The sequence below is a fragment of the Rhizobium sp. S152 genome (assembly GCF_030380735.1).
Classification (GTDB): domain Bacteria; phylum Pseudomonadota; class Alphaproteobacteria; order Rhizobiales; family Rhizobiaceae; genus Rhizobium.
In genome coordinates, this window is sequence record NZ_JAUDRZ010000026.1 from 754,732 (window position 1) to 780,076 (window position 25,345).

27 protein-coding genes are annotated in these 25,345 nt (G+C 63.9%); 17 read left to right on the forward strand and 10 right to left on the reverse strand.

Annotated elements, in window-relative coordinates; all coding sequences use genetic code 11:
- The first annotated feature begins 31 nt into the window (after window positions 1–31).
- The 4 genes from QTL95_RS22805 to QTL95_RS22820 all read left to right on the forward strand — a co-directional run bounded on the left by QTL95_RS22805 (window position 32) and on the right by QTL95_RS22820 (window position 3,983).
- The gene (locus QTL95_RS22805; RefSeq protein ID WP_289722170.1) at window positions 32–1,018 is read left to right on the forward strand and encodes a carbohydrate ABC transporter permease; all 987 of its coding nucleotides are present in this window, start codon (window positions 32–34) and stop codon (window positions 1,016–1,018) included.
- Window positions 1,018–1,848, forward strand: a complete 831-nt coding sequence (locus tag QTL95_RS22810) for a carbohydrate ABC transporter permease (RefSeq protein ID WP_289722171.1) — start codon at window positions 1,018–1,020, stop codon at window positions 1,846–1,848. Before QTL95_RS22805 ends, QTL95_RS22810 begins: the two co-directional genes overlap by 1 nt.
- A gap of 232 nt (window positions 1,849–2,080) precedes the next feature.
- Entirely contained in the window at window positions 2,081–2,866 is a 786-nt protein-coding gene (locus QTL95_RS22815) for a ThuA domain-containing protein (protein ID WP_289722172.1), read from the forward strand.
- A gap of 10 nt (window positions 2,867–2,876) precedes the next feature.
- Window positions 2,877–3,983 carry a Gfo/Idh/MocA family protein gene (locus tag QTL95_RS22820; protein ID WP_289722173.1) on the forward strand — a complete coding sequence of 369 codons (1,107 nt, stop codon included), beginning with the start codon at window positions 2,877–2,879 and terminating at the stop codon, window positions 3,981–3,983.
- A gap of 140 nt (window positions 3,984–4,123) precedes the next feature.
- Here the strand turns inward: QTL95_RS22820 and QTL95_RS22825 are convergent, their stop codons facing one another.
- The gene (locus QTL95_RS22825; RefSeq protein WP_289722174.1) at window positions 4,124–4,780 is read right to left on the reverse strand and encodes a hydrolase; all 657 of its coding nucleotides are present in this window, start codon (window positions 4,778–4,780) and stop codon (window positions 4,124–4,126) included.
- 212 nt (window positions 4,781–4,992) lie between these two features.
- On the opposite strand from QTL95_RS22825, the gene QTL95_RS22830 reads away from it, so the two are divergent.
- Window positions 4,993–5,886, forward strand: coding sequence for a LysR family transcriptional regulator (locus tag QTL95_RS22830; protein ID WP_289722175.1), 894 nt, complete (start codon window positions 4,993–4,995; stop codon window positions 5,884–5,886).
- A gap of 173 nt (window positions 5,887–6,059) precedes the next feature.
- On the forward strand, window positions 6,060–7,724 hold the full coding sequence (locus tag QTL95_RS22835) for a sensor domain-containing diguanylate cyclase (RefSeq protein ID WP_289722176.1): 1,665 nt from the start codon (window positions 6,060–6,062) through the stop codon (window positions 7,722–7,724).
- A 13-nt stretch (window positions 7,725–7,737) separates the two neighbouring features.
- Here the strand turns inward: QTL95_RS22835 and QTL95_RS22840 are convergent, their stop codons facing one another.
- Window positions 7,738–8,076, reverse strand: coding sequence for a hypothetical protein (locus QTL95_RS22840; RefSeq protein ID WP_289722177.1), 339 nt, complete (start codon window positions 8,074–8,076; stop codon window positions 7,738–7,740).
- 161 nt (window positions 8,077–8,237) lie between these two features.
- Here QTL95_RS22840 and QTL95_RS22845 point away from each other — a divergent pair, with 161 nt between their 5' ends.
- Window positions 8,238–8,480: a hypothetical protein gene (locus QTL95_RS22845; protein ID WP_289722178.1), complete on the forward strand. Its 243-nt coding sequence runs from the start codon at window positions 8,238–8,240 to the stop codon at window positions 8,478–8,480.
- Between the two features lie 721 nt (window positions 8,481–9,201).
- Here QTL95_RS22845 and QTL95_RS22850 read toward each other — a convergent pair.
- On the reverse strand, window positions 9,202–10,362 hold the full coding sequence (locus QTL95_RS22850) for an aminotransferase (RefSeq protein ID WP_289722179.1): 1,161 nt from the start codon (window positions 10,360–10,362) through the stop codon (window positions 9,202–9,204).
- Between the two features lie 111 nt (window positions 10,363–10,473).
- Window positions 10,474–11,121, reverse strand: a complete 648-nt coding sequence (locus tag QTL95_RS22855; protein WP_289722448.1) for a Crp/Fnr family transcriptional regulator — start codon at window positions 11,119–11,121, stop codon at window positions 10,474–10,476.
- A gap of 186 nt (window positions 11,122–11,307) precedes the next feature.
- Between QTL95_RS22855 and hemN the strand changes: the two genes are divergently transcribed.
- The 7 genes from hemN (at window position 11,308) to cydX (ending at window position 19,677) form a co-directional block, all read left to right on the forward strand.
- Window positions 11,308–12,654, forward strand: a complete 1,347-nt coding sequence (gene hemN / locus QTL95_RS22860; protein ID WP_289722180.1) for an oxygen-independent coproporphyrinogen III oxidase — start codon at window positions 11,308–11,310, stop codon at window positions 12,652–12,654.
- A gap of 143 nt (window positions 12,655–12,797) precedes the next feature.
- Complete coding sequence (locus tag QTL95_RS22865) at window positions 12,798–13,376, forward strand: GbsR/MarR family transcriptional regulator (RefSeq protein ID WP_289722181.1); 579 nt, start codon at window positions 12,798–12,800, stop codon at window positions 13,374–13,376.
- 4 nt (window positions 13,377–13,380) lie between these two features.
- Window positions 13,381–15,048 carry a thiol reductant ABC exporter subunit CydD gene (gene cydD / locus QTL95_RS22870; RefSeq protein ID WP_442981336.1) on the forward strand — a complete coding sequence of 556 codons (1,668 nt, stop codon included), beginning with the start codon at window positions 13,381–13,383 and terminating at the stop codon, window positions 15,046–15,048.
- Window positions 15,045–16,733: an amino acid ABC transporter ATP-binding/permease protein gene (locus QTL95_RS22875; protein WP_289722182.1), complete on the forward strand. Its 1,689-nt coding sequence runs from the start codon at window positions 15,045–15,047 to the stop codon at window positions 16,731–16,733. The genes cydD and QTL95_RS22875 overlap by 4 nt, the downstream gene beginning before the upstream one ends.
- A 77-nt stretch (window positions 16,734–16,810) precedes the next feature.
- Entirely contained in the window at window positions 16,811–18,391 is a 1,581-nt protein-coding gene (locus tag QTL95_RS22880) for a cytochrome ubiquinol oxidase subunit I (RefSeq protein WP_289722183.1), read from the forward strand.
- A gap of 6 nt (window positions 18,392–18,397) precedes the next feature.
- On the forward strand, window positions 18,398–19,552 hold the full coding sequence (gene cydB / locus QTL95_RS22885) for a cytochrome d ubiquinol oxidase subunit II (protein ID WP_289722184.1): 1,155 nt from the start codon (window positions 18,398–18,400) through the stop codon (window positions 19,550–19,552).
- A gap of 14 nt (window positions 19,553–19,566) precedes the next feature.
- The gene (gene cydX / locus QTL95_RS22890; protein ID WP_037184568.1) at window positions 19,567–19,677 is read left to right on the forward strand and encodes a cytochrome bd-I oxidase subunit CydX; all 111 of its coding nucleotides are present in this window, start codon (window positions 19,567–19,569) and stop codon (window positions 19,675–19,677) included.
- Window positions 19,678–19,747: 70 nt separating this feature from the next.
- Here cydX and QTL95_RS22895 read toward each other — a convergent pair whose 3' ends face one another.
- A complete protein-coding gene (locus QTL95_RS22895) occupies window positions 19,748–20,236 on the reverse strand; it encodes a GAF domain-containing protein (RefSeq protein ID WP_289722185.1) in 489 nt (162 codons plus the stop codon).
- 356 nt (window positions 20,237–20,592) lie between these two features.
- Between QTL95_RS22895 and QTL95_RS22900 the strand changes: the two genes are divergently transcribed.
- The 3 genes from QTL95_RS22900 (at window position 20,593) to QTL95_RS22910 (ending at window position 22,412) form a co-directional block, all read left to right on the forward strand.
- Window positions 20,593–20,853 (forward strand): hypothetical protein, encoded by a 261-nt coding sequence (locus tag QTL95_RS22900; RefSeq protein WP_289722186.1) that lies wholly within the window; start codon window positions 20,593–20,595, stop codon window positions 20,851–20,853.
- A gap of 6 nt (window positions 20,854–20,859) precedes the next feature.
- Window positions 20,860–21,363, forward strand: coding sequence for an NUDIX domain-containing protein (locus QTL95_RS22905; RefSeq protein ID WP_289722187.1), 504 nt, complete (start codon window positions 20,860–20,862; stop codon window positions 21,361–21,363).
- A 95-nt stretch (window positions 21,364–21,458) separates the two neighbouring features.
- Complete coding sequence (locus QTL95_RS22910; RefSeq protein WP_289722188.1) at window positions 21,459–22,412, forward strand: DMT family transporter; 954 nt, start codon at window positions 21,459–21,461, stop codon at window positions 22,410–22,412.
- Between the two features lie 88 nt (window positions 22,413–22,500).
- Here the strand turns inward: QTL95_RS22910 and QTL95_RS22915 are convergent, their stop codons facing one another.
- From QTL95_RS22915 to QTL95_RS22935, 5 genes are all read right to left on the reverse strand, one after another.
- Window positions 22,501–22,863: a hypothetical protein gene (locus QTL95_RS22915; RefSeq protein WP_289722189.1), complete on the reverse strand. Its 363-nt coding sequence runs from the start codon at window positions 22,861–22,863 to the stop codon at window positions 22,501–22,503.
- A gap of 158 nt (window positions 22,864–23,021) precedes the next feature.
- Window positions 23,022–23,327 (reverse strand): hypothetical protein, encoded by a 306-nt coding sequence (locus tag QTL95_RS22920; protein WP_289722190.1) that lies wholly within the window; start codon window positions 23,325–23,327, stop codon window positions 23,022–23,024.
- Between the two features lie 104 nt (window positions 23,328–23,431).
- Window positions 23,432–23,854 carry a secondary thiamine-phosphate synthase enzyme YjbQ gene (locus tag QTL95_RS22925; RefSeq protein ID WP_289722191.1) on the reverse strand — a complete coding sequence of 141 codons (423 nt, stop codon included), beginning with the start codon at window positions 23,852–23,854 and terminating at the stop codon, window positions 23,432–23,434.
- Between the two features lie 36 nt (window positions 23,855–23,890).
- Window positions 23,891–24,244, reverse strand: coding sequence for a DUF1428 domain-containing protein (locus QTL95_RS22930; protein WP_289722192.1), 354 nt, complete (start codon window positions 24,242–24,244; stop codon window positions 23,891–23,893).
- A 124-nt stretch (window positions 24,245–24,368) separates the two neighbouring features.
- Window positions 24,369–25,319 carry a LysR substrate-binding domain-containing protein gene (locus tag QTL95_RS22935; protein WP_289722193.1) on the reverse strand — a complete coding sequence of 317 codons (951 nt, stop codon included), beginning with the start codon at window positions 25,317–25,319 and terminating at the stop codon, window positions 24,369–24,371.
- Window positions 25,320–25,345 lie beyond the last annotated feature (26 nt).

Genomic DNA, 25,345 nt, shown 5'->3' on the forward strand with positions numbered 1-25,345 from the left:
ATCGTCAATCGTGTCAGGAAGCGGGTATCTCATGAGTGAAGTTGCAGTTTCTGAAGGCCTGAAGGCGCCTGCGCGCGCCAAGACCAGCTCGCCGAACATGCGGGCCGACCGCGTCCGTTCCGCCTGGATGTTCCTGGCGCCGACGCTGTTCATCCTCGCCGTCGTCGCCGGCTGGCCGCTGTTTCGCACCATGTATTTCAGCTTCACCAACGCCTCGCTCACCAATCTCGGCGGAGCGAGCTTCGTCGGCTTCGACAATTACCTCTCCTGGATCACGCTGAAGAGCGGTCGCACGGTCTACAGGGGCCTGCTCGCCGATCCCGCCTGGTGGAACGCGGTGTGGAACACCGCCAAGTTCACGCTGCTCTCAGTCACCATCGAGACCGCGCTCGGCCTGATCGTCGCCCTCGTCCTCAATGCCCAGTTCGTCGGCCGCGGCATCGTGCGCGCCGCCATCCTCATCCCCTGGGCGATCCCGACCATCGTCTCGGCCAAGATGTGGGCCTGGATGCTCAACGACCAGTTCGGCATTTTGAACGACCTTTTCATGGCGCTCGGCCTCATCAGCCAGAAGATCGCCTGGACCGCCAACCCTGATACGGCGATGATCGCCGTCCTGATCGTCGACGTCTGGAAGACCACGCCCTTCATGGCGCTTCTCATCCTCGCCGGCCTGCAGATGGTGCCCGGCGATATCTACGAGGCCGCGAAGCTCGACGGCATCAATCCCATCAAGGTCTTCTGGCGCCTGACCCTGCCGCTGATCCGCCCGGCGATCATGGTCGCCGTCATCTTCCGCATGCTCGACGCCATGCGCATCTTCGACCTGATCTACGTGCTGACGCCGAACAATGTGCAGACCAAGACCATGTCCGTCATGGCCCGAGAGAACCTCTTCGACTTCGACAAGTTCGCCTATGGCGCGACCGCCTCGACGGTTCTCTTCCTGCTCATCGCCACCGTCACGGTGATCTACATGTGGCTCGGCCGCGTCAACCTCGGCGGGAGTGAACGCTGATGCTTCTCACAGCCACCAAGAACACCCTCTTCTATCTCCTCGTCGGCGTCATCGTCATCATCGCGGTCTTCCCCTTCTACTACGCGATCCTGACCAGCTTCAAAGCCGGCACGGCGCTGTTCGAGATCAACTACTGGCCGACCTCGATCTCGTTTGCGAATTACGCCAACGTGCTGACGACGGGCAGCTTCATCCGCAGTCTCGGCAATTCGCTGCTGGTGGCGGTCTGCGTCGTCGCCGCCTCGCTGCTTCTCGCCGTCACCGCATCCTACGCGCTGGCCCGCGTCCATTTCCGCGGCCGCGCGCTGCTGATGCTGACCATCCTCTCGGTCTCGATGTTCCCGCAGATCGCGGTGCTGGCCGGCCTGTTCGAACTGATCCGCTGGATCGGCATCTTCAACACGCCGTTTGCGCTGATCTTCTCCTACATGATCTTCACCCTGCCATTCACGGTCTGGGTTCTGACCACCTTCATGCGCGATCTGCCCATCGAAATCGAGGAAGCGGCGATCGTCGACGGCGCCTCTCCGTGGGTGATCATTACTCAGGTTTTCATGCCGCTGATGTGGCCGGCATTGGTCACGACCGGGCTGCTCGCCTTCATTACGGCCTGGAACGAATTCCTTTTCGCCCTAACCTTTACCTCTTCGGACGCGCAGAGAACCGTGCCGGTTGCCATCGCCCTCTTGTCGGGCGGCAGCCAGTTCGAGATTCCCTGGGGCAACATCATGGCGGCATCCGTCATCGTCACGGTTCCCGTCGTTGTCCTGGTGCTCATATTCCAGCGCCGGATCATTTCCGGCCTCACCGCCGGCGGCGTCAAAGGTTGAAGAAAGCACGATATGGCACAGATTAGACCCGACGAAGTTCCACCGGCCGCATCGCCGGTCGTGAGCGAAGCCGCCGCATCGTGCAAGCGGACCACGGCGCGCCACGTCGGCCATCACCGAACCGCGCTCGAAAGGATCCCCCTCGAGGGCGCAGCCTGAACCCAACCCGAACAACCGGATCCCGGCCGCTTCCCAACGGTTTCGATCCAACACGCGCATGAAGGAGCATAACTTGGCTATTCGCACCATCGTATGGGGTGAAAACATCCATGAGAACACCAACGAGATCGTCCGCGGCATCTATCCCGATGGCATGCACACGACGATCGCCAGCGCGCTGAACACCGATCCCGCGATCAGCGCCACGACGGCGACGTTGCAGGAGCCGGAACACGGCCTCACCGAAGCGCGTCTCGCCGAAACCGACGTGCTGACCTGGTGGGGCCACAAGGACCACGGCGCGGTTTCCGACGTCGTCGTCGAGCGCGTCGCCAAGCGCGTCTGGGAGGGCATGGGCCTGCTGGTGCTGCATTCCGGCCACTTCTCGAAGATCTTCAAGCGCCTGATGGGCACGCCCTGCGCGCTGAAGTGGCGCGAGGCCGGCGAGCGCGAGCGCCTGTGGACGATCAACCAGCGCCACCCGATTGCGGCCGGCATCGGCGAGAACTTCGTGCTCGAAAACGAAGAGATGTACGGCGAGCAGTTCTCCGTTCCGGAGCCGCTGGAAACCGTGTTCATCTCCTGGTTCCAGGGCGGCGAGGTCTTCCGCTCGGGCCTGACGTGGCGCCGCGGCGCCGGCAACATCTTCTACTTCCGCCCGGGCCACGAAACCTATCCGACCTACCACGACGCCAACGTCCAGAAGGTGCTGATCAATGGCGTCAAATGGGCCTATAATCCTGAAGGCGACCTGAAGAGCATCACCGATGCCCCGAACGTCCCCGTCGACAAGGCGCTGGAGCCGATTACAGAACGCGGCCCGAGACTGCACCAGGCCGGCGAAGCCGGTTACCGCTGAGGAGCACAGCATGCGACTACTCGTTCTTGGTACAGGCGTCATGGCCAAAAACCAGGTTGCCAACTTCATGGCCATCGACGGCGTCGAAGTGGTGGGCGCGGTCGATACCGATCTGGCCCGCCTGACCGAATTCGCCGATCACTTCCACATCGAAAAGCGTTTCCGCACGCTGGAGGAAGCAATCGAATGGGGTGAATTCGACAGCGCCACCAACGTCACGCCGGACCGTATCCACTATCCGACCAGCCTGGCGCTGATCGCGGCCGGCAAACACGTCTTCTGCGAAAAGCCGCTGGCCGAACACTACGACCACGCGCTGGAGATGACCGAGGCCGCCGAAGCCGCCGGCGTCATCAACATGGTCAACCTCACCTATCGCAACGTTGCCCCGCTGCAGCGCGCCCGCGAAATGGTGCTGGCGGGCGAACTCGGCACCATCAGGCACGTCGAGGCCTCCTATCTGCAGAGCTGGCTGGTCTCGCGCGCCTGGGGCGACTGGCGCACGGAATCGCGCTGGCTGTGGCGTCTGTCCACCGGCCACGGCTCGAACGGCGTGCTCGGCGACGTCGGCATCCACATCCTCGACTTCGCCGCTTACGGCGCCGCGACCGATATCGACCACGTCTTCGCCCGCCTGAAGACCTTCAACAAGGCACCGGGCGGCCAGATCGGCGAATATCTGCTGGATGCCAACGACAGCTTCACCATGTCGGTCGATTTCACCAACGGCGCGCTCGGCGTCATACACGCCACACGCTGGGCGACCGGCCACCTCAACGAACTGAAGCTGCGCATCTACGGCGAAAAGGGCAGCCTCGAGGTCACCCATCGTCCAGATGGATCCGACCTGCGCGGCTGCTTCGGCGAGGACATCGAGAGCGCCACCTGGCGCGACATCGAGGTGCCGCCGGTGCTGACCAACTACCAGCGCTTCGCCGAGGCCGTGAAGACGGGCAAGCCGGACGACCCCACCTTCCGCCACGCCGCCAACCTGCAGAAGGTCATCGACCTCGCGATCGTCTCCGAACGCGAACGCCGCGAGCTCAACCTTCTCGCCGCACAGCAACAGGACAGCGCCCCCGACAAGCGCATCCCGCCGCTGACGGTGGTGGTGTAAGGCCTCATTGAAAAGCAAGGCCCGCGAAAGCGGGCCTTGCGAGCGGTCTTTCGAACTATCGGTAACTGCAGCCGGGCGCGCGCCAAATAAGGATGGCGCGTGTCGGCCACCGTCGAGGTTTTCGGTTCATCCCTCTTAGGTCACACCGCGCTGCCCGAAACCGGCGTGTTGAGCAATTGCTGCTCCCACAGATATGCGATGCCGCTGCCGGCGCAATGATGCCTGATCACCTCGTCATTCAGCTTCAGCGCAGTTTCCACCCGCGCCCAGTCGCGCTGCCATTCGGCGGCCAGCGCCAGCCACGTCATCATGTTCGCACCAGCCGCGATCATGCGCTGGATGGCCACCTCGTGGGCCTCGGTAGAGACCGCACCCGACGCATCGGTGATGACGGTCACATCCCAGCCTTCGCCCAGCGCCTGGATCACCGGCATTGCAACGCAGATTTCCGTCCAGAGCCCGGCGATGATGAGCTGCTTCCTGCCCGTCGCCTTGACCGCGTCCACCACCTTCTTGTCTTCCCAGGTGTTGATGAACGTCCGGTCGATCACCTCCTGATCCGGAAAGACCTCCGTAATCTGTGGGAAAATGACGCCCCCGCGGTCGGCGATGACGCTGGTCAGGATGGTGGGAACACCAAAGACCTTTGCCGATTTCGCCAGAGCCGTCGCATTGTTGACCACCATATGCGGATCGTGGCTGTTGAGGTTGGTGAGCTGGTACGGCTGGTGGTCGATCAGGACGAGGACGGAATCTTCAGGACGAAGAAGCGACGAAAGGCCGTTACGAAATGTCATGCATATATCCTCTGCTGCAGTTGGGTGAGATCGGTCGCCGGAAGTCGATGCCTGCCGGCGGACGATTTGCTGGCGCCGAGTTGCGGAACGTCGACGGCCGGAAAAACAGGCACGGATAGCTGTGCCGCCTGCGAAACGACACTGTCACTCCCCGTATCGATACGGTAGCCTTCAGTTTTGGTGAGCTGTGTCGCAAAAGGAGGAACGCCGTAATGGAAATCGAAGATCTGCGAACATTCGTGGAGGTCGCGGATGCGGGTGGTGTTTCGGCCGCGGCGGTCCGGCTTGGCGTTTCCAAATCGATGGTCAGCCGGCGGCTGATGCGGTTGGAGACCGAGCTTGGGGTACAGCTGCTGGCACGCTCGACACGCGGGGCTTCGCTCACCGAGGCGGGCTCCATCTTCCGGGATCATGCGGCCAAGGTCTGCGCTGAGATCGATCTGGCGAGAGAGACGATATTGCCGGCGGGCGAACTGCGCGGCCGGCTTCGGGTCGCCGCTCCACTTTCCTTCGGCCCGACGCATTTCGCTGTGGTACTCGCCGAAATGGCGCGACGCCACCCACAGCTGCAAATTCAGACTTGTTACAGCGATCACTTCGTCGACCTCATCGCCGATGGGTTCGATTGCGCAATCCGGGTGGGCTATCTGCCGGATTCCAACTTGATCGCAAGACGCGTCGGGCCGCTTTACGGCAACTTGGTTGCCAGCCCCGACTATATCCGGGCCCATGGCTCTCCCGAGACGCCGGGCGAACTCGCGGGCCACCAGGCGCTAATGCAAGGAACGGAATCCTGGCAGCTTCAGGATGGGGACGACATCGTTACCGTCAACCCGCGCGGGCGTTTCAAGGCCGACAATGGTGCCGCTCTCGTCGCTGCGGCCGTCGCCGGGCTAGGCATTGCCTATCTCCCCGATGGTGTCACGCTGGCTCATCGCAAAACCGGTGCATTGGTCCGGGTGATGACGCAGCATCCGCCGCCGCCAGCCGGCATCTACGTCGTCCGTCCGCCGGGACCACATCCCTCCCGCAAGGTGCGTGTCCTGACCGAGATGTTGATCGACTGCTTCACAGAACCTTCTAGCGCCGATCCTGGCGCAGGCTGAGATGACGGCCTCGGCAGCTTCTCCGCGAAATCAGCGATATATGACTTCGGCTAGAAGTCTTCCGTTCCAGTCGAAGATAGGAACAACTCGTCCGCCCGCTCCAACAAACCAATGGCAGACTCTCACCACCCCCGATTAACACCATCAAAATCTTTCCGCCCTAGCGTGAAGTCATGTTTTCCAGTGGACTTCGAACAGCACTCCTGGCGGCCTTCCTGCTTCTGGCCATGCTGGCGCACTTCAGCGCCGCATCGGCCGGGGAAGCGGATTCGCCGGAGATTCGCGCCTGCTGGGCATCGGCCGGTCTGTCGGAAGACGTGGTCGCGATCTCCAGGGATGAGAAACGCTGGTCCTGCGGCGAGCAAGCCCCCTCCATCGATGCCGAGCGCGTCCTGCTCCGCTTCGACATCGCCCCCGGACAACCCCTTCCCCGCTACCTGCTCTCGCGGCGAAGCGCGCTTCAGGCGGTGCATCTGCTGGCGATCGATCGCGACGGTACGGTCCGTCAGAACACCATTCCCGCCGCCGCCCTTTCGAGTTCGATGGCCGGCGGCTATTTCAAGGCCGCCCTGCCTGACGTAACCACAAAAACCCGAGAGGTCGTCGCCGCATTCGACCTGCCGAGCCACCGGATGACGCTGGAGCGCGCCTATGTTGCGCCGGCGGACGCTGCCGGCGGCATCGGCGACATCAGGTTCCTGCTTGTTCTGGCCGGGCTGGCAGGCATGCTGGTCATGCCCCTGATCTTCAACGCGGCCTTCTACCGGGCGCTGCGCGAACCCTTCGTCCTCTGGCACTCGGCGCTGACATTTTCGCTGCTGATGACCATCCTGGTGTCTTCGGGCCTGTCGGTTGCGCTCTTCGATCCCAAGGCGATGACCTTGAGCTGGATGACGACGGTGATCTTCGGCATGACGGTCGCGTCGGGCGCGATGTTCACTTGGAGTTTCATCGAACCCGGCCTGATGCATCCGTTGCTGCGGCGGCTGCTGCCCTATTGCGCGGCATCAGCGATCCTCCTGAGCACCGCTCACGCGGCCTTCCCCTTCGTCGCGCGCCCCATCCAGTCGAGCGCCTACACGGCGGCCTTCGCACCGATCCTTGCGGTCTTCATCCTGTCGATGATCGACGCCCTGCGTCGCGGCAGCCGCGCCGCGCGCTTCCAGGCGATCGGCTACACGCCGATGGTCGTGGTCGGCCTGGTCCGCCTGGTGACGGGTGTCGTTCCGTGGCTGACGAGCACCGACGCCATGCTCCTTTTCTATGTCGGCTGCGTCTGCGAAGTCGTCTTCACGACGCTTGGCGTGGCGGAGCGCTTCGTGACCATCAAGCGCGAACGCGACCGCGCCCGCAATGAGGCCGAACTGCTCGAACGGCTGTCCGAAACGGACGCGCTGACGGGATTGCTCAACCGCCGTGCGATCGAAAGAGAGTTCGAGCGGCTTCGAACCGAAGGCTTCACCGCCCTTGCCGTCATCGACCTCGATCATTTCAAGGCGATCAACGATATGAACGGTCACAGTGTCGGAGACGAGGTGCTCAAGGCCGTGGCCACCGCGCTGCAGCCGGGCCCTGATGTTCGCGCCTACCGCCTCGGCGGCGAGGAGTTCGTGCTACTCCTGCGTGGCGACGACGCCGAAATCCAGGCCGAGCTTCGGCGCAAGGCGATCCCGTCGACGATCGCTCGTATGGTCTCGGGCCTCGAACGCCCCGTCACCGCCAGCATGGGCGTCACGCGCCTTTCCGGCGATGAGGGTTTCGCAACACTTTACGACCAGGCCGACAAGCTGCTCTACGAAGCCAAGAGCGCGGGGCGAAACCGAACAAAGGCCGCGTAGAAGAAACCGGCAGTCACGTCACAAACGGCATGATATCCACGCCATCGCCGGGAAAGACAGTGATATGGGGATGGTCGAGGAAGAGCCTCGCAGCGGCATCGGCGGTGTCCGCCTCGACCACCAGATAACCGCAGAACGGATTGACGGCCTTGCCGACGCCGTCCCTGCTGACGCGCGTCGTCTTCCCCACCATGCCGCCGCGATCGAGGATGACAGCGGCGTTTCTCTCCTCCCAGGCTTTCCACTTGGCGACGCCGACCGCGTCGATGGCATCCTGCTCGGCCTTCGGCAGGTTTCGGAAAGAAACGACGTCTTCGGTCTTCATGGTGTAGACGGCAAGAAATCGGGGCATGCCTTACCTCCGTGATCTCGGATGCATATGACTTTGCACGTGACGCGGAGGACCATACCACATGTTGACATCACCGGTTCACGGAGCATCGGCAAAATGGGCGCCGATGGTTCCCGGCGTTTTCGGGGACCGGGATCGCAGACATCCGAAGGAGAATGCCAATGAAGCGTGCTCTCGTGATCGCAATCTTCGCCGCGACCTTCAGCCTCTCGACCGCCGCGCCGTCGATAGCCGCTCCGGCGTCATCGGCTGCATCCAAGCAGCCGAAGAAGACCGCGACGACCGCGCCTGCGCCATCAGGCAATCCGATGCTCACGCCCAGAATGATGGACCGCAAGCGCCCGATGAACCCGGTCTGCGCCCAGGGCTTCAAGCCGGGCGCGCCGTCCAACTGTCATTACTGAGCGCAACGGATCAAAATTGCGCGCATCAAAAAAATCGCTTCTCGATTTTCCCCGCGCCTGAAACCGCATCCTACAATACACGCGTCCCGTCATCGGATACACCGGCAGGCGTGCCGGCGAGGCGGGATCGGCGCGGGGCGTGAGGGTAGGACGCGAAACCTCATGCACCGGGTCCGAGAAAATGGTCTCCCTCCGGGGCTGGCGGTTGGTCACGTTTGTCGAACGTGTCATCCGTTGTAGTGCCCTGGACGTGCCTGTGAGGCACACAACGCCGCCGCGAAGGCTTGGAAGGCGGCTGCAGAGGGACCGGAGTTCGGGCATAAACCGCCGAACGGGGTGCTGGAAGGCACCATATTTTACTTACTCAATCGAGGTGGTTTCCAGCACCCCGTCCGAGTGAAGTGAAGTGCATGGCGGAACCACGGGTCCTGGGGCGGTGTGGGGTTTTAGTGTGTCTGCGAGCACGTCGTGTGTTTGTCGAAAGGTTTTGCCGTGGATTACCCCCTCTGTCCTGCCGGACATCTCCCCCACAAGGGGGGAGATCGACTCGCGGTGAGGTTTTGCCCAACGTTGAGGTAACAGCGAGCGGATGCGCCCAGCCGATCTCCCCACCTGTGGGGGAGATGCCCGGCAGGGCAGAGGGGGTACCACTCTGCACATCATCGCCCGTAGGACACCACACCACCTCTCGATCATGGCAAGCCGCGCCGGCCAAATGCCCTCACAGCCGACCCGCCAACAACCCGATCGACCCCACATCGGCATTCGCGAACGCCAGCCGCAGATAACGCTCCCGCCCCTCCCCGAAATAGCTTCCGGGAATGCACACAACTCCCGCCTCCTTCGCCAGCCGCTCCGCGACGGTGGCCGAAGCAAGCTCCGCGAACGGATGCCGCACAAAGGCGAAATAGGCGCCGATCGCGCCGATTTCCCAGCCGGGCAGCGCGGCGATGACGGCCCGCAATGCGTCGGCCCGGCGGGCAATCTCCAGCCGGTTTTCCGCCCGCCAGTCCGCCAGCAGCGGCAGCGCCTGCGCCACTGCGGCCTGGGCGGCGCGCGGGGCGCAGATCTGCATGTTATCCATCACCTTGGTGATCTCGCCGATCACCCGCCTGCCCGCCGTCACCGCGCCCAAGCGGTGGCCGGGAATGCAGAAGGATTTCGAGAAGCTGTAGAGCAACACCAGCGTCTCCTCCCAGCCTGGCATGCCGATAAGCCCGTGCGGCGGGCCATGATCCCCGGGCAGGAAATCGCGGTAGGTTTCATCGACGATCAGCCAGGCGCCGTGACGCTGGCAAAGCAGGAAAAGCGCCTCCAGCAGCTCCGGCGGGTAGACGGCGCCGGTGGGATTGTTCGGCGTCACGATCGCCAGCACCTTGGCGCCCTTGGCCAGCGCCGCCTCGGCGGATCCGAGGTCCGGCAGGAAACCGTTATCGGCGTCGCAATCGACCATGACCCTGTTGATGCCGAGCATCGAAAGCGTCGTGTCGTGGTTGAAATAGAAGGGGTTGGTCAGCGCCACCGTATCGCCCGCCCCCGCAAGCGCGATCGCAACCGACATGAAGGCCTGGTTGCAGCCAGCCGTCATATGGATGTTCTCGGCCGAAACGTCCGCACCATAGACCGCGCCGACATGACCAGCATAAGCCTCGCGCAGCACCCGCTCCCCCTCGATCGGCCCGTAGCCGGTCATGGCGGGCGACGCGGCCGCCTCTCCCAGGAGCCGCAGCATGTCGGGATGCGCGGGATAGCCGGGCACCGCCTGCGAGAGATCGATGAGCGCCCCCCGCGCCCCGTCATAGGAGCGCGCCCAGGCCATGACGGACGGGATGGGCGGCGGCGAGAGCAGCGAGACGAGCGGATTTGGAAAGGCAGCGGGCATGGGAATCTCGTGGGCGTTGAAAGGCCGGATGGCGTGGCCATCAGCACTTCTGCACGGAAACCTGCGCTCGGCAATATCGTCGCCCGGCAGGATATCGCCGGGCGGACCGCCTCAGGCGCCGCAGCGCATCTGCAGCTTGGAGAGCTTCGGCACCTCGATGTGCCGGCTGGCCGTGATTGCTATGACGCTATCGGCCTTCAGCTTCGAGAGTTGCCGCGACACGGTCTCGATCGTCAGGCCGAGGAAATCGGCGATCTCGGCGCGCGACAGCGGCAGGTCGAAGGCGCGCCGCTCGCCGTCGGCCTCGGGTTCCAGATGTGTCGCGATCAGCATCAGGAAGCTTGCGACCTTCTCGGCCGCGGTCTTGCGGCCGAGCGTCACCATCCAGTCGCGGGCCTCGTCGAGCTCGCGCATGGTCTGGTCCATCAGCCGCTCCGCCAGCGCGGGGCTGGACTTCACCAGTCGCTCGAGCGTGGCCTTGGGAACGCGGCAGATATTCACGTCGGAGGCCGCCTCCACGGAGACCGCGTTTTCCTCGGCATTCAGCCGCCCGAGGAAATCCGGCGCGAACTGCAGGCCGACGATCTGCTGGCGGCCGTCCTCAAGCGTCTTGGTGAGCTTGACGACGCCGCGAATGACGGTCGCGTAGGATTCCACCGGCATCCGCTCGCCTGCCAACTCCTCGCCGGCGGAATGGTTGGCGAGGTGGGTATGGGCGGAAAGCGCCAGCAGCTCGTCAGCCGTCAGCGCCCCGCACATCCCCTGATGGCGGACTTCGCAACTGCGGCAACGCACTGGAATATTTGAATTATGTATGTCTTTTCGCATCAAATCGGCCCCGTAGGGAGCATAATCAGAGCAATCGCGAAAGAACAGCTTTTTCTTGATCAAGATCAAAGTCCACCTGTCGGGGCGGGGTTAATTGTCGATCGAAAGGACTTAGCCATGAACCCAGATATCATCGCCCGCTATTCCGCCCCCGTTCCGCGCTACACCAGCTATCCGACCGCGCCGCACTTTCACGCCGGCGTCAACGAGGCCATGTATCGGCGGTGGCTGGAAGAAAGCACATGTGGCGCCTTGTCGCTCTACCTGCATGTGCCCTTCTGCGATCGTCTCTGCTTCTATTGCGGCTGCCACACCAAGCAGGTCCGCCGCTACGACCCCATTGCCACCTATCTGGAGGCACTGAACGCCGAAATCGAACTGGTCGCGAACGCGCTCCCCCACCGCCGGCCTGTCAGCGCCATCCACTTCGGCGGCGGCTCGCCGACGATCGTCAACCGTGCCGATCTCGAACGGCTGCGCGCCACGCTCGATCGCCATTTCGACATCGCGCCGGATTGCGAGATCGGCGTCGAGATCGACCCGACGCATGTCGACGCCGAGAAGCTCCGGGCCTGGAAGGCCTTCGGCATGACCCGCGCCAGCGTCGGCGTTCAGGATTTCGAACCCGTGGTGCAGGCCGCCATCAACCGGCCGCAGAGCTTCGAGCAGACGCTCTCCGTCGTCGGCACGCTGCGCGAACTCGGGATCGGCTCGATCAACCTCGACATCGTCTACGGCCTGCCGCACCAGGACAAGGCGATGCTCCTTCGCACCATCGCGCTCTCGCTGTCGCTCGCCCCCGACCGGCTGGCGATGTTCGGCTATGCCCATGTGCCGTGGGTGAAGAAGCACCAGTCGCAGATCGATACCGCGACACTCGCCGGCCCCGCCGAGCGCTTCGAAATGGCGAGATCGGGCGCCGAGGCCATCCTTGCTGCCGGCTACATGACCGTCGGCATCGACCACTTCGCCAAGCCGGCCGACAGCATGGCACAGGCCCTGCTCGACGGCGGATTGCGGCGCAATTTCCAGGGCTACACGACCGACGACGCCGACACCCTGATCGGCTTCGGCGCCTCCTCGATCGGCCGCCTGCCGCAGGGCTATGCGCAGAACATCGTGCCGACCAGCCAGTACATCCAGGCGGTCTCGGAAGGCAGGCTCCCCATCGCGCGCGGCTTTGCATTGTCGGACACCGACCGCGCCGCCGCCGCCGCTATCGAAAGCCTGATGTGCCACAACGCCCTGTCCCTCCCCGACCTGCGCGCCCGCTTCGGCCGCGCCGCCGACGCCGTCTGCCGGGATGCCATGCGGGTGTACCACGCCGATGAGGACGGGCTCACCAGCTTCGACGGCAGCACCCTGACCTTGACGCCGGAGGGCCGTCCTTTCGTGCGCGCCATCGCCGCGAATTTCGACCGCTATCTCGATCGGGGCGGCGCGAAACATTCTCTCGCGGTTTGACCAGGATCAATTCTAGGGCCACCGAACTCCCCTATAGCTGACCATACCAAATTGACGCAGCCGGCATTTGCCGATTGCTCAAGGTCAATTCGCAACTACAGTAATTTCAGAAATTTCTGAAATCACAGACGGAACGGAAACCCATGAACCTGCCCCCGCTCGTACAATCCTTCGTCCTGCACTTCGGCGAGATGGGCTCGCGATGGGGCATCAACCGCACCGTCGGCCAGATCTACGCGCTCCTCTACGTCTCGCCCAATCCGCTCTGCGCCGAGGAGATCGCCGATGCGCTCGGCATCTCGCGTTCCAACGTTTCGATGAGCCTGCGAGAACTGCAGACCTGGAATCTCGTGCTCCTCAAGCACAAGCCGGATGACCGCCGCGACTTCTTCACCACGCCCGACGACGTCTGGCTGATTCTGAGAACGCTGGCCGAGGAGCGCAAGAAGCGCGAGGTCGACCCGACGCTCTCCGTGCTGCGCGAGATCCTCATGCAGCGCCCCGCCAGCGAGGCGGAGCGGCATGCCCAGGAACGGATGGGTGAAATGCACGCCCTGATCGAACAACTCACGCACTGGTACGAGGACGTGAAACAACTTGAAACCGAGAGGCTTGCAACGCTACTCTCGCTAGGAGCGAAAGTGACGAAGTTTCTCGAGGCCAAGGATCGGGTGGTTTCACTCGGTCGCGGCCGTCGGCCCAATCCTGCGAACAAGAGCTAGCGCCATGGCACGTGCTTCCTCAGACGCGAATGGAAAGATGGCTTCGGACAAGCCGCGAAGAGCCGTGCGGCAGCCGCCGGCACTACGCCGCGCTGCCGCCGTGCAGACATTGGCCGCCCTCCTCTGGATCCCGCAGGCCGCCCTTCTGGCGCTTTCGGTCGGCCGCATGGCCGATGGCGGCGATCACCTCGCCGTCCTCTGGCCGGCCTTGGGCATAGCACTGCTCGGTATAGGAAAAAGCTGTCTCGAGGCGGCTGGCGGCCGCCTGGCGTTCAAGGCCGCTCGCGCCGACCTCAGCGCCCGCCGCGCCGCGGCAATCGCGGCCCTGTCGCGCCGCTCGCCGCTCGATGCCACCCGCCCCGCTTCGGGTGAGGCGGCGAGCGTCATCGCCGAGCAGGCAGAGATGATCGTACCCTACCTCTCGCGCTTCCTGCCGGCCCGCTTCAAGGCGACCGTCGTGCCGCTCGCCATCCTCGTCTGCGTTTTCCCCATCTCGTGGGTCGCCGCCCTCGTGCTCCTCGTCGCCATGCCGCTCATCCCGGTTTTCATGGCGCTCATCGGCTGGCAGGCGCAGGCCGCCAGCGAGAAGCAACTGACAGCCACCGGCGGCCTCAACGGCTTCTTGCTCGACCGCTTTCGGGGGCTGACGACGATCCGCTCGCTCGGCGCCGTCGACGCCACCGCGCTGAAGCTGCGCGCCGACGCCGACAGCCTGAAGAACCGCACGATGGCCGTCCTCAGGATCGCTTTCCTGTCGTCGGCGGTGCTCGAACTTTTCTCCGCGCTCGGCGTTGCCATGGTCGCGGTCTATATCGGCTTTACGCTGCTCGGCCAGATCACCGTCGGCGCCTGGACTAGCGGCCTCGACCTCACCACCGGCCTCTTCATCCTGCTGCTCGCCCCCGCCTTCTTCGAACCGCTACGCGATCTCTCGGCCGTCTGGCACGACCGCGCTTCGGGCGAAGCCGCAATCAAGGCGCTCGACGCGCTGAGCGCAGAAGGCATGACGCTCGCTAGTGCCGAGAACGACGACCATGTCGAGGCCGGCGAAATCCGCCTCGAAGCCGTCAGCTTCGCCTACTGCAAGGACGCTCCGCTCGTCCTCGACAATCTCGACTTGCGGATCGGACGCGGCGAGCACATCGCGCTGCTCGGCGCCAGCGGCTCGGGCAAGTCGACGCTGCTCGCCCTGATGGCCGGCCTCGCGCCACCAGACACTGGTCGCATCGCAGTAGGCGGCAGGAACGGCATCGCCTGGATCGGCCAGAAGCCGCATATCTTCGCCGGCACGATCCGGCAGAACGTCTCGCTCGGCCGCCCCGGCATTTCGAAGCAGGTGGCGACGCATGCGCTGGAAACAGCCCATCTCGGCCCGGTCGCCGCGGCCTACGGCCACCAGCCGCTCGGCGATGCCGGTATCGGCCTGTCGGGCGGAGAATCGCTGCGCCTCGCCATCGCCCGCGCCGCCGCCGACCCTGATATCCGCATCATCCTCGCCGACGAACCGACCGCCCACCTCGACAGCAGGACGTCGGACGAGATCGCCGAAAGCCTCATCGCACTGGCGGATGGCAAGACGCTCGTCGTCGCCACCCACGACCCGCGCCTCGCCGCCCGCATGAACAGCACCATCCGTCTTGATCAGGACCTTCTGCAGGAGGCCGCCGAATGACCCGCTCGCTCGCCCACCTGAAACCCATCCTGAAGCTGTTCTTCGCCGAGCGCCGGACCGGCCTGCTTCTCGGTGCGCTGATGGCGACCATGACGGTCGCGGCCGGCATCGCCTTGCTCGGCCTCTCCGGCTGGTTCATCACCGCGACCGCGATCGCCGGGCTTTCGGCGGCGGCCTTCACCTTCGACGTCTTCGCCCCGGCCGCCGGCATCCGCTTCCTTGCGATCGTGCGCACTGCCGCCCGCTATGGCGAACGGTTGACCACGCATGACGCCACGCTCTCCGTGCTCGCCGCCCTGCGCGAACGTCTCTTCCGCGGCTGGGCCGGAGCAGGCACAGCCCGCGACCTGCTTCGCCGCCCCGCGCGGCTGCTCTTTCGCCTGACCGGCGATATCGATGCGCTGGATTCGCTTTACCTGCGAATCCTCGTTCCGGCAGGTGTTGCAATCGCGGCAGCGATCGGCACCAGCGTCGCGCTCGGCCTGCTGCACCCACTGCTCGGGCTCGCCGCCGGCGCCTGGCTGCTATCGGCCGGTTTCGGCATCCCGCTATGGGCCGGTCGACGGGCGATCCCGCATTCGCGCCGCCGCACCCACGGCCTCGAAGCCATGCGGGCTCGTACCATCGACCTCGTCGCCGGCCAGACCGACCTGATGATGGCCGGTCGTCTCGAAGCACAAAGCGCCGCGATCGCCGCAGCCGACCGCTATGGCGCCGCCGCAGACGACCGCCTCAACCGCATCGAAGCCGGCGTCACCTTCGGCTTCGGCATCGGCTCGACCCTGCTTCTGACCGGCTGTCTCCTGGCCGTCGCGGCACTTGCCGGCACCGGCGCGATCACAGCACCGGTGGCAGCCCTCGGCCTGCTCATCGCCTTCGCCGCCGTCGAGCCCTTCGGCGGATTGCGGCGCGGCGCGATCGAACTCGGCCGCACCCTTCTTGCCGTCCGACGCGTCGCACCTCGGCTTTCCGCAAAAGAAGCAACCTGTCGGCCGGATGCGCCGGACAGCAGCCTCGCATTCCGCCTCTCCGGCGTCACCGCCCGCTACGACACATCGAGCCGCCCGACGCTTCAGGGCATCGATCTCGATCTTCCCGTCGGAGGCAGGCTTGCGTTGGTCGGAGAAAGCGGCGCCGGAAAATCGACGCTGTTGGCGCTGCTTGCCGGTGAGCTTGAGCCGGCCGAGGGCAGCGTCGCGGCCCGGCCGGCCACCCTGCTCACGCAGCGCACCGAACTCTTCCACGACACGCTGCGCGGCAACCTGCAGCTTGCAAGGCCCGCAGCTACGGATCACGAACTTCGGGACGCGCTCGCCGCCGCTGGTCTGTGGGCCGACGTCGCCGCCCTGCCCTGTGGCCTGGATACCCAACTCGCCGAAGGCGGCATGGGGCTTTCGGGCGGCCAGTCGCGCCGCCTGGCGCTGGCACGCCTGTTCCTGCGCGACACCCCGCTCTGGCTGCTTGACGAACCGACCGAGGGCCTCGACGGCGCGACCGCTCGCGATGTCATGGAGCGGCTGTCGGTCACAGCGAGCGACCATACGCTCGTCGTCGCCACCCATATCCGCCGCGAAGCCGCGGCGGCCGACATCGTCGCCGTCGTCGAAGGCGGACGCATCAAACAGGTTTCACGCCGCGGAGAGACGGCGTTCGAAGAGGCTTTGAACCGGCTGAGACCGGACTGAGCGACACCGCATGACCGCCACGCAATTCGGCTGGGCGGGAGATCTTCAATACCCCCATGGGGCGTGGGAGAAAGACAATGGAACTAGACATCGTTGATTTATCGCGTTTCCAATTCGCGCTGACCGCGCTCTATCACTTCCTGTTCGTACCGCTGACACTCGGCCTGTCCGTGCTGCTCGCCATCATGGAGACCGTCTATGTCATGACCGGTCGCCAGATCTGGCGGCAGATGACGAAATTCTGGGGCACGCTGTTCGGCATCAACTTCGCCATCGGCGTCGCCACCGGCATCGTCATGGAGTTCCAGTTCGGCATGAACTGGAGCTACTACAGCTACTATGTCGGGGACGTCTTCGGCGCGCCGCTGGCGATCGAAGGCCTGATGGCCTTCTTCCTCGAGGCCACCTTCGTCGGCCTGTTCTTCTTCGGCTGGGACAAGCTCTCCAAGGTCGGTCACCTGGTGGCGACATGGTGCGTGGCGCTCGGCTCCAACTTCTCCGCACTGTGGATCCTGATCGCCAACGGCTGGATGCAGAACCCCGTCGGTTCGGCCTTCAATCCGCAGACCATGCGCATGGAAGTGACGAGCTTCTTCGACGTGGTGTTCAACCCGGTCGCCCAGGCGAAGTTCGTCCACACGGTTTCGGCCGGCTACGTCTGTGCCTCCGTCTTCGTGCTCGGCGTCTCGGCCTGGTACCTGCTGAAGGGCCGCCACATAGAGATCGCCAAGCGCTCGATGACGGTTGCCGCTTCCTTCGGCCTCGCCTCGGCACTTTCGGTCGTCGTGCTCGGTGACGAGAGCGGCTACCTCGCCACGGAAAACCAGAAAATGAAGCTCGCGGCGATCGAGGCCATGTGGGAGACGGAGCCGGCGCCCGCCGCCTTCACCGCCTTCGGCTTCCCCGATCAGCAAGCACGCGAAACCCACTTCGCCGTCCATATCCCGTGGGTCATGGGTCTCATCGGCACCCGGTCGCTGACGACGGAGATTCCCGGTATCGACCAACTGGAACTGCAGGCTGAAGCCCGCATCCGCGACGGCATCAAGGCCTATGACGCGCTGATGAATATCCGCGCCGCGCCTTCGCCCGAGCAGGTTGCGCCAGACGCCCGCGCCGCTTTCGAAACCCATGGCAGCCGCCTCGGCTACGGCCTGCTTCTGAAGCGCTACGTCGACGATCCCCGCACCGCCACCGACGCGCAGATCACCCAGGCGGCCATGGACACCATCCCGCATGTGCCGGTTCTCTTCTGGTCGTTCCGCATCATGGTCGGCGTCGGCATGTTCCTGATCCTTCTGACGGCCACCTTCTTCTGGCTTTCGGCCCGCCGCCACCTCGACAAGTACCCGCTGCTCCTGAAGATCGCCGTGCTCGCGATACCGCTGCCCTGGATCGCCATCGAGGCCGGCTGGATCGTCGCCGAGATCGGCCGCCAGCCATGGGTCATCGAGGGCGTGTTGCCGACGGCCATGGCGGTGTCCAGCCTCGGCGCGGAAACGGTGCTGCTTACCATCATCGGCTTCGCCGCCCTCTACACGGCCCTGATCGTCGTGGAGATGACACTGATGATCCGGGCGATCCGCAAGGGACCGGAGCCGGATCACGATCCGGAAGCGACCCTGATCTCAACCACCCTCGTTCCCGCCGCGGAGTGACGCATCATGATCCTCTTCGAACTCATAGACTACGGAACCCTGCGGGTGATCTGGTGGCTGCTGCTCGGCATCCTCCTGATCGCCTTCGCCGCCACCGACGGTTTCGACCTCGGCGTCGGCACGCTGCTCCCCTTCGTTGCCAGGACGGATACCGAGCGTCGGGTCGCGATCAACACGATCGGCCCGGTCTGGGAAGGAAACCAGGTCTGGCTGATCCTCGGCGGCGGCGCCATCTTCGCCGCCTGGCCGCCGCTCTACGCGGTCTCCTTCTCGGGCTTCTACCTCGCCATGTTCGCGATCCTCTTCGCGCTCATCCTGCGACCGGTTGGCTTCAAGTACCGCTCCAAGCGTGAAAGCGCGCGCTGGCGCAACAACTGGGACTGGGCGCTGTTCATCGGCGGCTTCGTTCCATCACTGATCTTCGGCGTTGCCGTCGGCAACGTGCTGCAGGGCGTGCCCTTCCGCTTCGATCCGAACGACATGCGGATCTTCTACGAAGGAACCTTCTTCGGCCTGCTCAACCCCTACGCCCTGCTCTGCGGCCTGCTATCGGTGGCGATGCTGGTCATGCACGGCGCGGCCTGGCTGGCGTTGAAAGCCGACGGCCCCGTTGCGATCCGGGCGCGAAGCTACGGCAGCGTTGCGGCCGTCGCCGTCATCCTGCTGTTCGCGCTCGCCGGCATCAGCCTGGCGCTCGGCGTCCACGGCTACCGGATCACGAGCGACATCAACCCGGCAGGCCCGTCGAACCCGCTTATGAAGATCGCATCGCACGACGGCTCGTGGCTGGCGAACTATGCCAGCTATCCGTGGCTGCTGATCGCCCCGGTCTGCGGCTTCCTCGGCGCCGCCGCCACCCTGCTTGCCATGCGCGCAAGATGGGAAGTGGCGACGCTGCTCTTCAGCAAGCTTTCGGTGTTCGGGATCATCTCGACGGTCGGCGTCTCGATGTTCCCGTTCATCCTGCCCTCCTCGCTCGATCCGAAGTCGAGCCTGACGGTCTGGGATGCCTCGTCGAGCCACATGACGCTGTTCAACATGCTCGTCGCGACCGCGATCTTCCTGCCGATCATCGTGCTCTACACCGGCTGGGTCTACAAGGTGCTCTGGGGCAAGGTCGATGCCGATACCGTCAACGACAAGAGCGGTCACGCTTATTAGAAGGAGATTAGACGATGTGGTATTTCGCCTGGCTACTCGGCCTACCGCTGGCCGCCGCCTTCGCCGTCCTCAACGCCATGTGGTACGAGCTGGTGGACGACGCGACGAAGAAGCACGAACGCTGATCGTCGCTCGCTAAAAACGGAAGGGTGCGCTCGTCTCCGGGCCCACCCTTTTTCGATGAACAACGAAGGCTCAGTAGCTCGCTTCGACGAAGATCCTGGCCAGCGCCTCGATCCCGGCCTGATCCTGCGCGTCGAAGCGCGCGGCGCTGGGGCTGTCGAGATCGATGACGCCGAGGATGCGGCCGTCGTGATGAAGCGGCACCACCAGCTCGGAACGCGACGCGGCATCGCAGGCGATATGGCCGGGGAAGGCATGGACGTCCTCGACGAGCATTGAGCGCCCCTCCTTCACCGCCGTGCCGCACACACCGCGGCCGACGGCGATGCGCACGCAAGCCGCTCGCCCCTGGAACGGCCCGAGCACCAGCTCCTCCTCCGACCTGAGGAAATAGAAGCCCGCCCAGTTCAGATCGGGCATCATCTCGAACATCAGCGCCGAGGTATTGGCGGCATTGGCGATCACGTCGCGCTCGCCCTCCAGCAGACCTTTGAGCTGCTGGCAGAGTTCGCGGTAGAATTCCGTCTTGTCGGCGGTGTCGATCGTAGCTACCTGGAACATGTCTGATTTCGCTTCTGCCTGGTGAATGTCACCCCGATATAGTCGCGCCCTCCCCTCTTGCCAATTGCTTGACGAGCAGCTTGCAGCCGGCGGGTCACTTCACGGTGATATCGACCAGCCGGACTTGCCGGGCTCCAATCGGACTCTATCTAGAAATTTCGATCACGACCGATTTGAGATCGTGGCCGGCCCACCCGGAATGCGTGGTGGCAAGACGAAGGGCGCGGCACGCGTTGACGAAGCCTATTGTGGCATCCCGTGCCGGCCTCGATCGTCTTCATGACAACAGGCCGGAAGGGTTCCTTGATTTTCCCGGCTGGCAGATAGAGCCATTTATTTTAGTTGAGGTAAGGACGATGACACCGGAAGACAGACGCGCGGTATTCAGCCACCGCCAGATCGCAGCCATCATCAAGGGCATCACGCAGGAAGACGGCTCGGAGACGCCGATCACGGGAAAATCGCTCGGAGAAGCGATCCTGTTCGTATCGGAGGAAGCCGCGACCAGCTCTGCGAGTGCCCATGTGATCTATGGCGAGCACCATTCGCTGAGCTATACCGATTGCCTGAGCGTCTACCGCGACTACGGCGCCGCTCTGCGCCGCCCGCCGAACTGATGCCGGATGCCGAAACGCAGCGCCGGTCTGTTGATCTATCGCATACGCGGCGCCGGTTGCGAAGTGCTTCTGGTTCATCCGGGCGGTCCATTTTGGGCGAAGAAGGACGACGGTGCCTGGTCGATCCCGAAAGGGCTGGTCGAGCCCGGCGAGGATGAGCTCGAGGCAGCACGGCGCGAGACCCGGGAAGAGCTGGGCGTCGGTATCGACGGCCGGTTCGAGCATCTCGGCGAATACAGGCAGCCGGGCGGCAAAATCGTAGTCGCCTGGGCCGTGCAGGCCGAGGTCGACACGGAAAACATCCGCAGCAATCTCTTCCAGATGGAATGGCCGCCGCGCTCGGGTGCGATGGCCGAGTTTCCCGAGGTCGACAGGGCCGGATGGTTCACCCTCGATGAGGCCGGTCGAAAACTGCTGAAAGGCCAGCAGCCGTTGCTGCGCGAATTCAGCCGGCGCTATCCCATCGATATGACTGCGGACAAAGGCGATGCAGCGCCGCCACACCCCTGATTTAGCAGGGCAGCCACGCATAATCGGCTAGTGCAATTCGTCGGCCGTGAGAGATAAGAGAGCAGCAAGCTTCCTCTCAAAACGATTCCGGCTTCATGACAGTCCCACACTCCCCGTTGCGCGGCGTTCTCGTTGCATTCGCCGCCTATGCCGTCTTCGCCTTCAGCGACGCGTCCATCAAGATCATCGACGGCGCCATTCCGCCTTACCAGATCGCCTTCATCGGCGCGGTATTCGGCATCGCGGCTCTGCCCTTCATCAAGGCGAAGGACGATTCCTGGCTCGATATCGTCAGGACCCAGAACAGGACGCTGTGGCTCGTGCGCATGGTCTGCGGCGCGATCGGCGCCATCGCCTCGATCATCGCCTTCACCGAACTGCCGATGGCCGAAGCCTTCTGTCTTCTCTTCCTGCTTCCCTCCTTCGTCACCATCCTCTCGGTGATCTTTCTCAAGGAGGATGTACGCTGGCAGCGCTGGGCGGCGGTTATCGTCGGCTTTGCCGGTGTGGTCGTGGTGCTACGTCCCGGCTTCCGCGAACTTTCGATCGGCCATCTGGCGGCGGCGATCGGCGGCATCGTCGCCGCGATCTCGATCGTCATCCTGCGCAAGATGGGTCCGGCGGAAAAGCGCCTGTCGCTCTATGGCGCCGCCCTTATCGGCACGCTCGGCGTCAGCGGCGTCCTGACGCTGTCCGAAATCGTCGTCCCGACGCCGGGCCAATGGCTGTTCATGGCAAGCTACGGTCTTCTCGGTGCCGCCGGCAACATTCTCCTGATGACGGCGGCGCGCATGGCGCCGGCCAATCTCGTCGCCCCGCCGCAATATAGCCAGATGCTCTGGGCGATCGCCTTCGGCTATCTCATCTTCGACGACAGCATCGACCTGCCGATGGCGGCCGGCATCGTTCTCATCGCCTTCTCAGGCCTCCTGACGCTGGCGCGCGAGAAGAAACGCGGCACCGCCCTGCCCCGCGCCGTCGTCTCGACCGACAACCAGGCGACGCTCGCGACCGCGACCGAACCGGAGGACCAGCCGGCCGCCGGCTGATCACTTGCGGACAGCAAACAAAAAGAAACCGCCCTCGCCATGTCGCAAGACAGAACGGGGGCGGTTCTTTTTTAGTCAGCGCTGGAGGTTAACGGCGCAGGACCGGGCAGCCGCGGACATTGCCGAAGCTGATCTCGTCGGCGCCACGGCGCGTCCAACCTTCGACCACGACGCGGCGCGGCGTGATATCGACGACGCGAGCGCGCCGGAACCCGTAGTCACGGGCGATATCCTCGGCTAGGCGCGGATCGCAGCCACGCGCACGCGGCGGTGGCGGACGGTAGTAATCCGGCGGCGGCGGGCGGTAGTAGCCCGGCGGTGGCGGCGGCGGTGGCGGACGACCACCACCGATATAGACGTCGACCTGAGCGGAGGCCGGCATCACCGTCCCCGCCAGCGTGCCGGCGGCGAGCAGCGTTGCGACGCCCGCCTTGGCAAGAAAATGCATCATCGAATTCTCCCTTTTGCCGCGGCACAAACCGCAACCACATCCATTCGTTGCTACCAGCCGGCATTAGCCTTCACGGATAAGTGACTGATATACGATTCGCACATGGCAGCCTGAAAATGGCACCGCCAAGGCGGGCGGCGCTCCACTTCACATGCGCGTCAGCGACGGATCAGCGGGCAACCGCGGACATTGGCGAAAACCATCCGGTTCCAGCCGTAACGGTCACGGCCCGAAACGACGACACGACGCGGCGTGATGTTGGTGATGCGGGCATTGCGCATGCCGCTCCAGCGCGCCTTCCGCACGGCCTGGACCGGCGAGCATCCGTGGACCGGACGATGATACTGAACGTCGACAATGGGTGCACGTTCCGGAGCAGCAGCAGCCGCCGTAGACATCGTTGCAGGAATGGAAGCGAGTGCGAGAAGAGCGGCAAACGAGGCTTTGGCGATGAAGTGGGTCATGACAATACTCTCTAATCAGGTTAAATCGATCTCCGAGGAGGAGATTGACCTGACCATAAGCCACTGAAAATGAACGCTGTTCGAACCCGGCATTCACCCGACGTTCAGCCGCCGAGATGCAGCACGACCTCGCGCCGATGCGGCCGATCACGGTGTTCGAAGAGATAGATCCCCTGCCAGGTGCCCAGTGCCAGCCGTCCGCCCATGACAGGAATTCCGATCGAAACCTGCGTCAGCGCCGACTTGATATGAGCAGGCATATCGTCCGGCCCTTCGGCCGTGTGAATCACCCAGCTCATCGATGAATCCGACGATGGCGGCACCAATCGCCGGAAAAATCCGTCGAGGTCGGTACGCACATCGGGATCGGCGTTTTCCTGAATGAGGAGCGAGCACGAGGTGTGGCGAACGAAAATGGTGAGCAGGCCTTCGTCCATGCCGTTCGCGCGGACGAAGGCGGCTGCCTCGCCGGTGAATTCGTAAAGGCCCTGGCCGCGCGTGGCCAGGGAAATGATCTTCTGCGGCATGAGCAGTGTTCCGATTCGATGGAATGGCGATTGCAACTACAGTCGCAGGAAGGCTTCGAAACCGCCATAGATCATCCGCTTTCCGTCGAAGATCTCCTTCCACTCGTCGCCCTGAAGCCTGGGATCGGCCATGACCTTGGCAAGGATATCGTCGCGTTGCTGGCGGTTTTCGTAGATGATCCACGAGAAGACGACCACCTCTTCATCGGTCGCCTGCACGGCACGTGGAAAGGATGTGAGTTCGCCGTACGGCACGTCGTCGGCGACGCATTCGACATATTCCCTGGCGCCATACTCTTTCCACACGGCCCCGGCCGTCGCCGAAAGCGCCTTGTACGCCTCGACGTTCTGCTTCGGCACGGCCAACACGAAACCATCGACATAAGACATTGTCTTCTCCTTCGTTTGCTCCACGCACTAAGGACGAACGAACGCTCGCCGATCCGACAGTCGTGAACATCAGATTAGGAGAATAGGCGCGCTGCGGTTTCGGCAAGGAGCCAGGCGGTATCGATTATTGCCGGCACTGCGTCGTGGCCCGCAGGCTGCGGAACTGTTCGACAAGGAAATCGACCAAGGCCCGAACCGCGGTCGGCAGGCCCTGAGATGCCGTGAAGACCAGATAGATCGTCGCCTGTGACATCTGGTATTCGGGTAGCAGGCGAACGAGACGCCCCTCCTTGATTCCCTCCGCGCAGACGTGGTCGGGAAGCAGACCGACACCGACACCCGCGTAGATGGCTTCCAGAAGTGCCGGAACACTCTTGCAGCTTAGCCGCGGTTTGTGCTCGTGCCTGTACGGCGTACCATCCGGTCCGGTGAACTCCCATATGTCCGAATCCTGCCAATCCACCGACGGCGAAAGGAAGGAGACCGTCGGCGCATCGGCAAGCGAATCGATACCGCCGGCAGGCGGCAGAGAGCCGGCCAGTTCGGCGCTGGCAACCAGGATAAGGTCGACCTTGCTCAGGACACGCATCGTCAATTCGGAATCGGTCTCTTCCGCGAACTGCGCGCGCACTGCCAGATCCAGCCGTTCGTTGATAATATCGACACGCCGGTCGGTCGCGAGAATCTGAAGCTGGACCTTTGGATAGCGGTTCAGGAACTCCGGAAACATCGTGCCGAGTGAGCCCTGCAGCAGACCGTTCGGCACACTCACCCGGATTGGTCCGTGCGGCTCGCCGGATGCATCACTGATCGTTCGAGCGGCACGCTCCGCCTCGCGCAGCATGTTCTCGCAGTGCGAATAGAAGGAGTTTCCGATCTCCGTGACCCGGAACCGCTTGACCGTGCGTTCGAGCAGCCGCACCCCAAGCCGCTCTTCTAGCGCGGCGATATGCCGGCTGAGCTTTGACTTGGGCACATTGAGCACCCGCCCAGCCGCCGAGAAGCCGCCATGCCGCACGACAGCCGCGAAATAGACGAAATCGTTCAGATCCTGTAGCATACCGTAATTCGGCATGGAGTCCTCGCATTGATAGGGCAAAG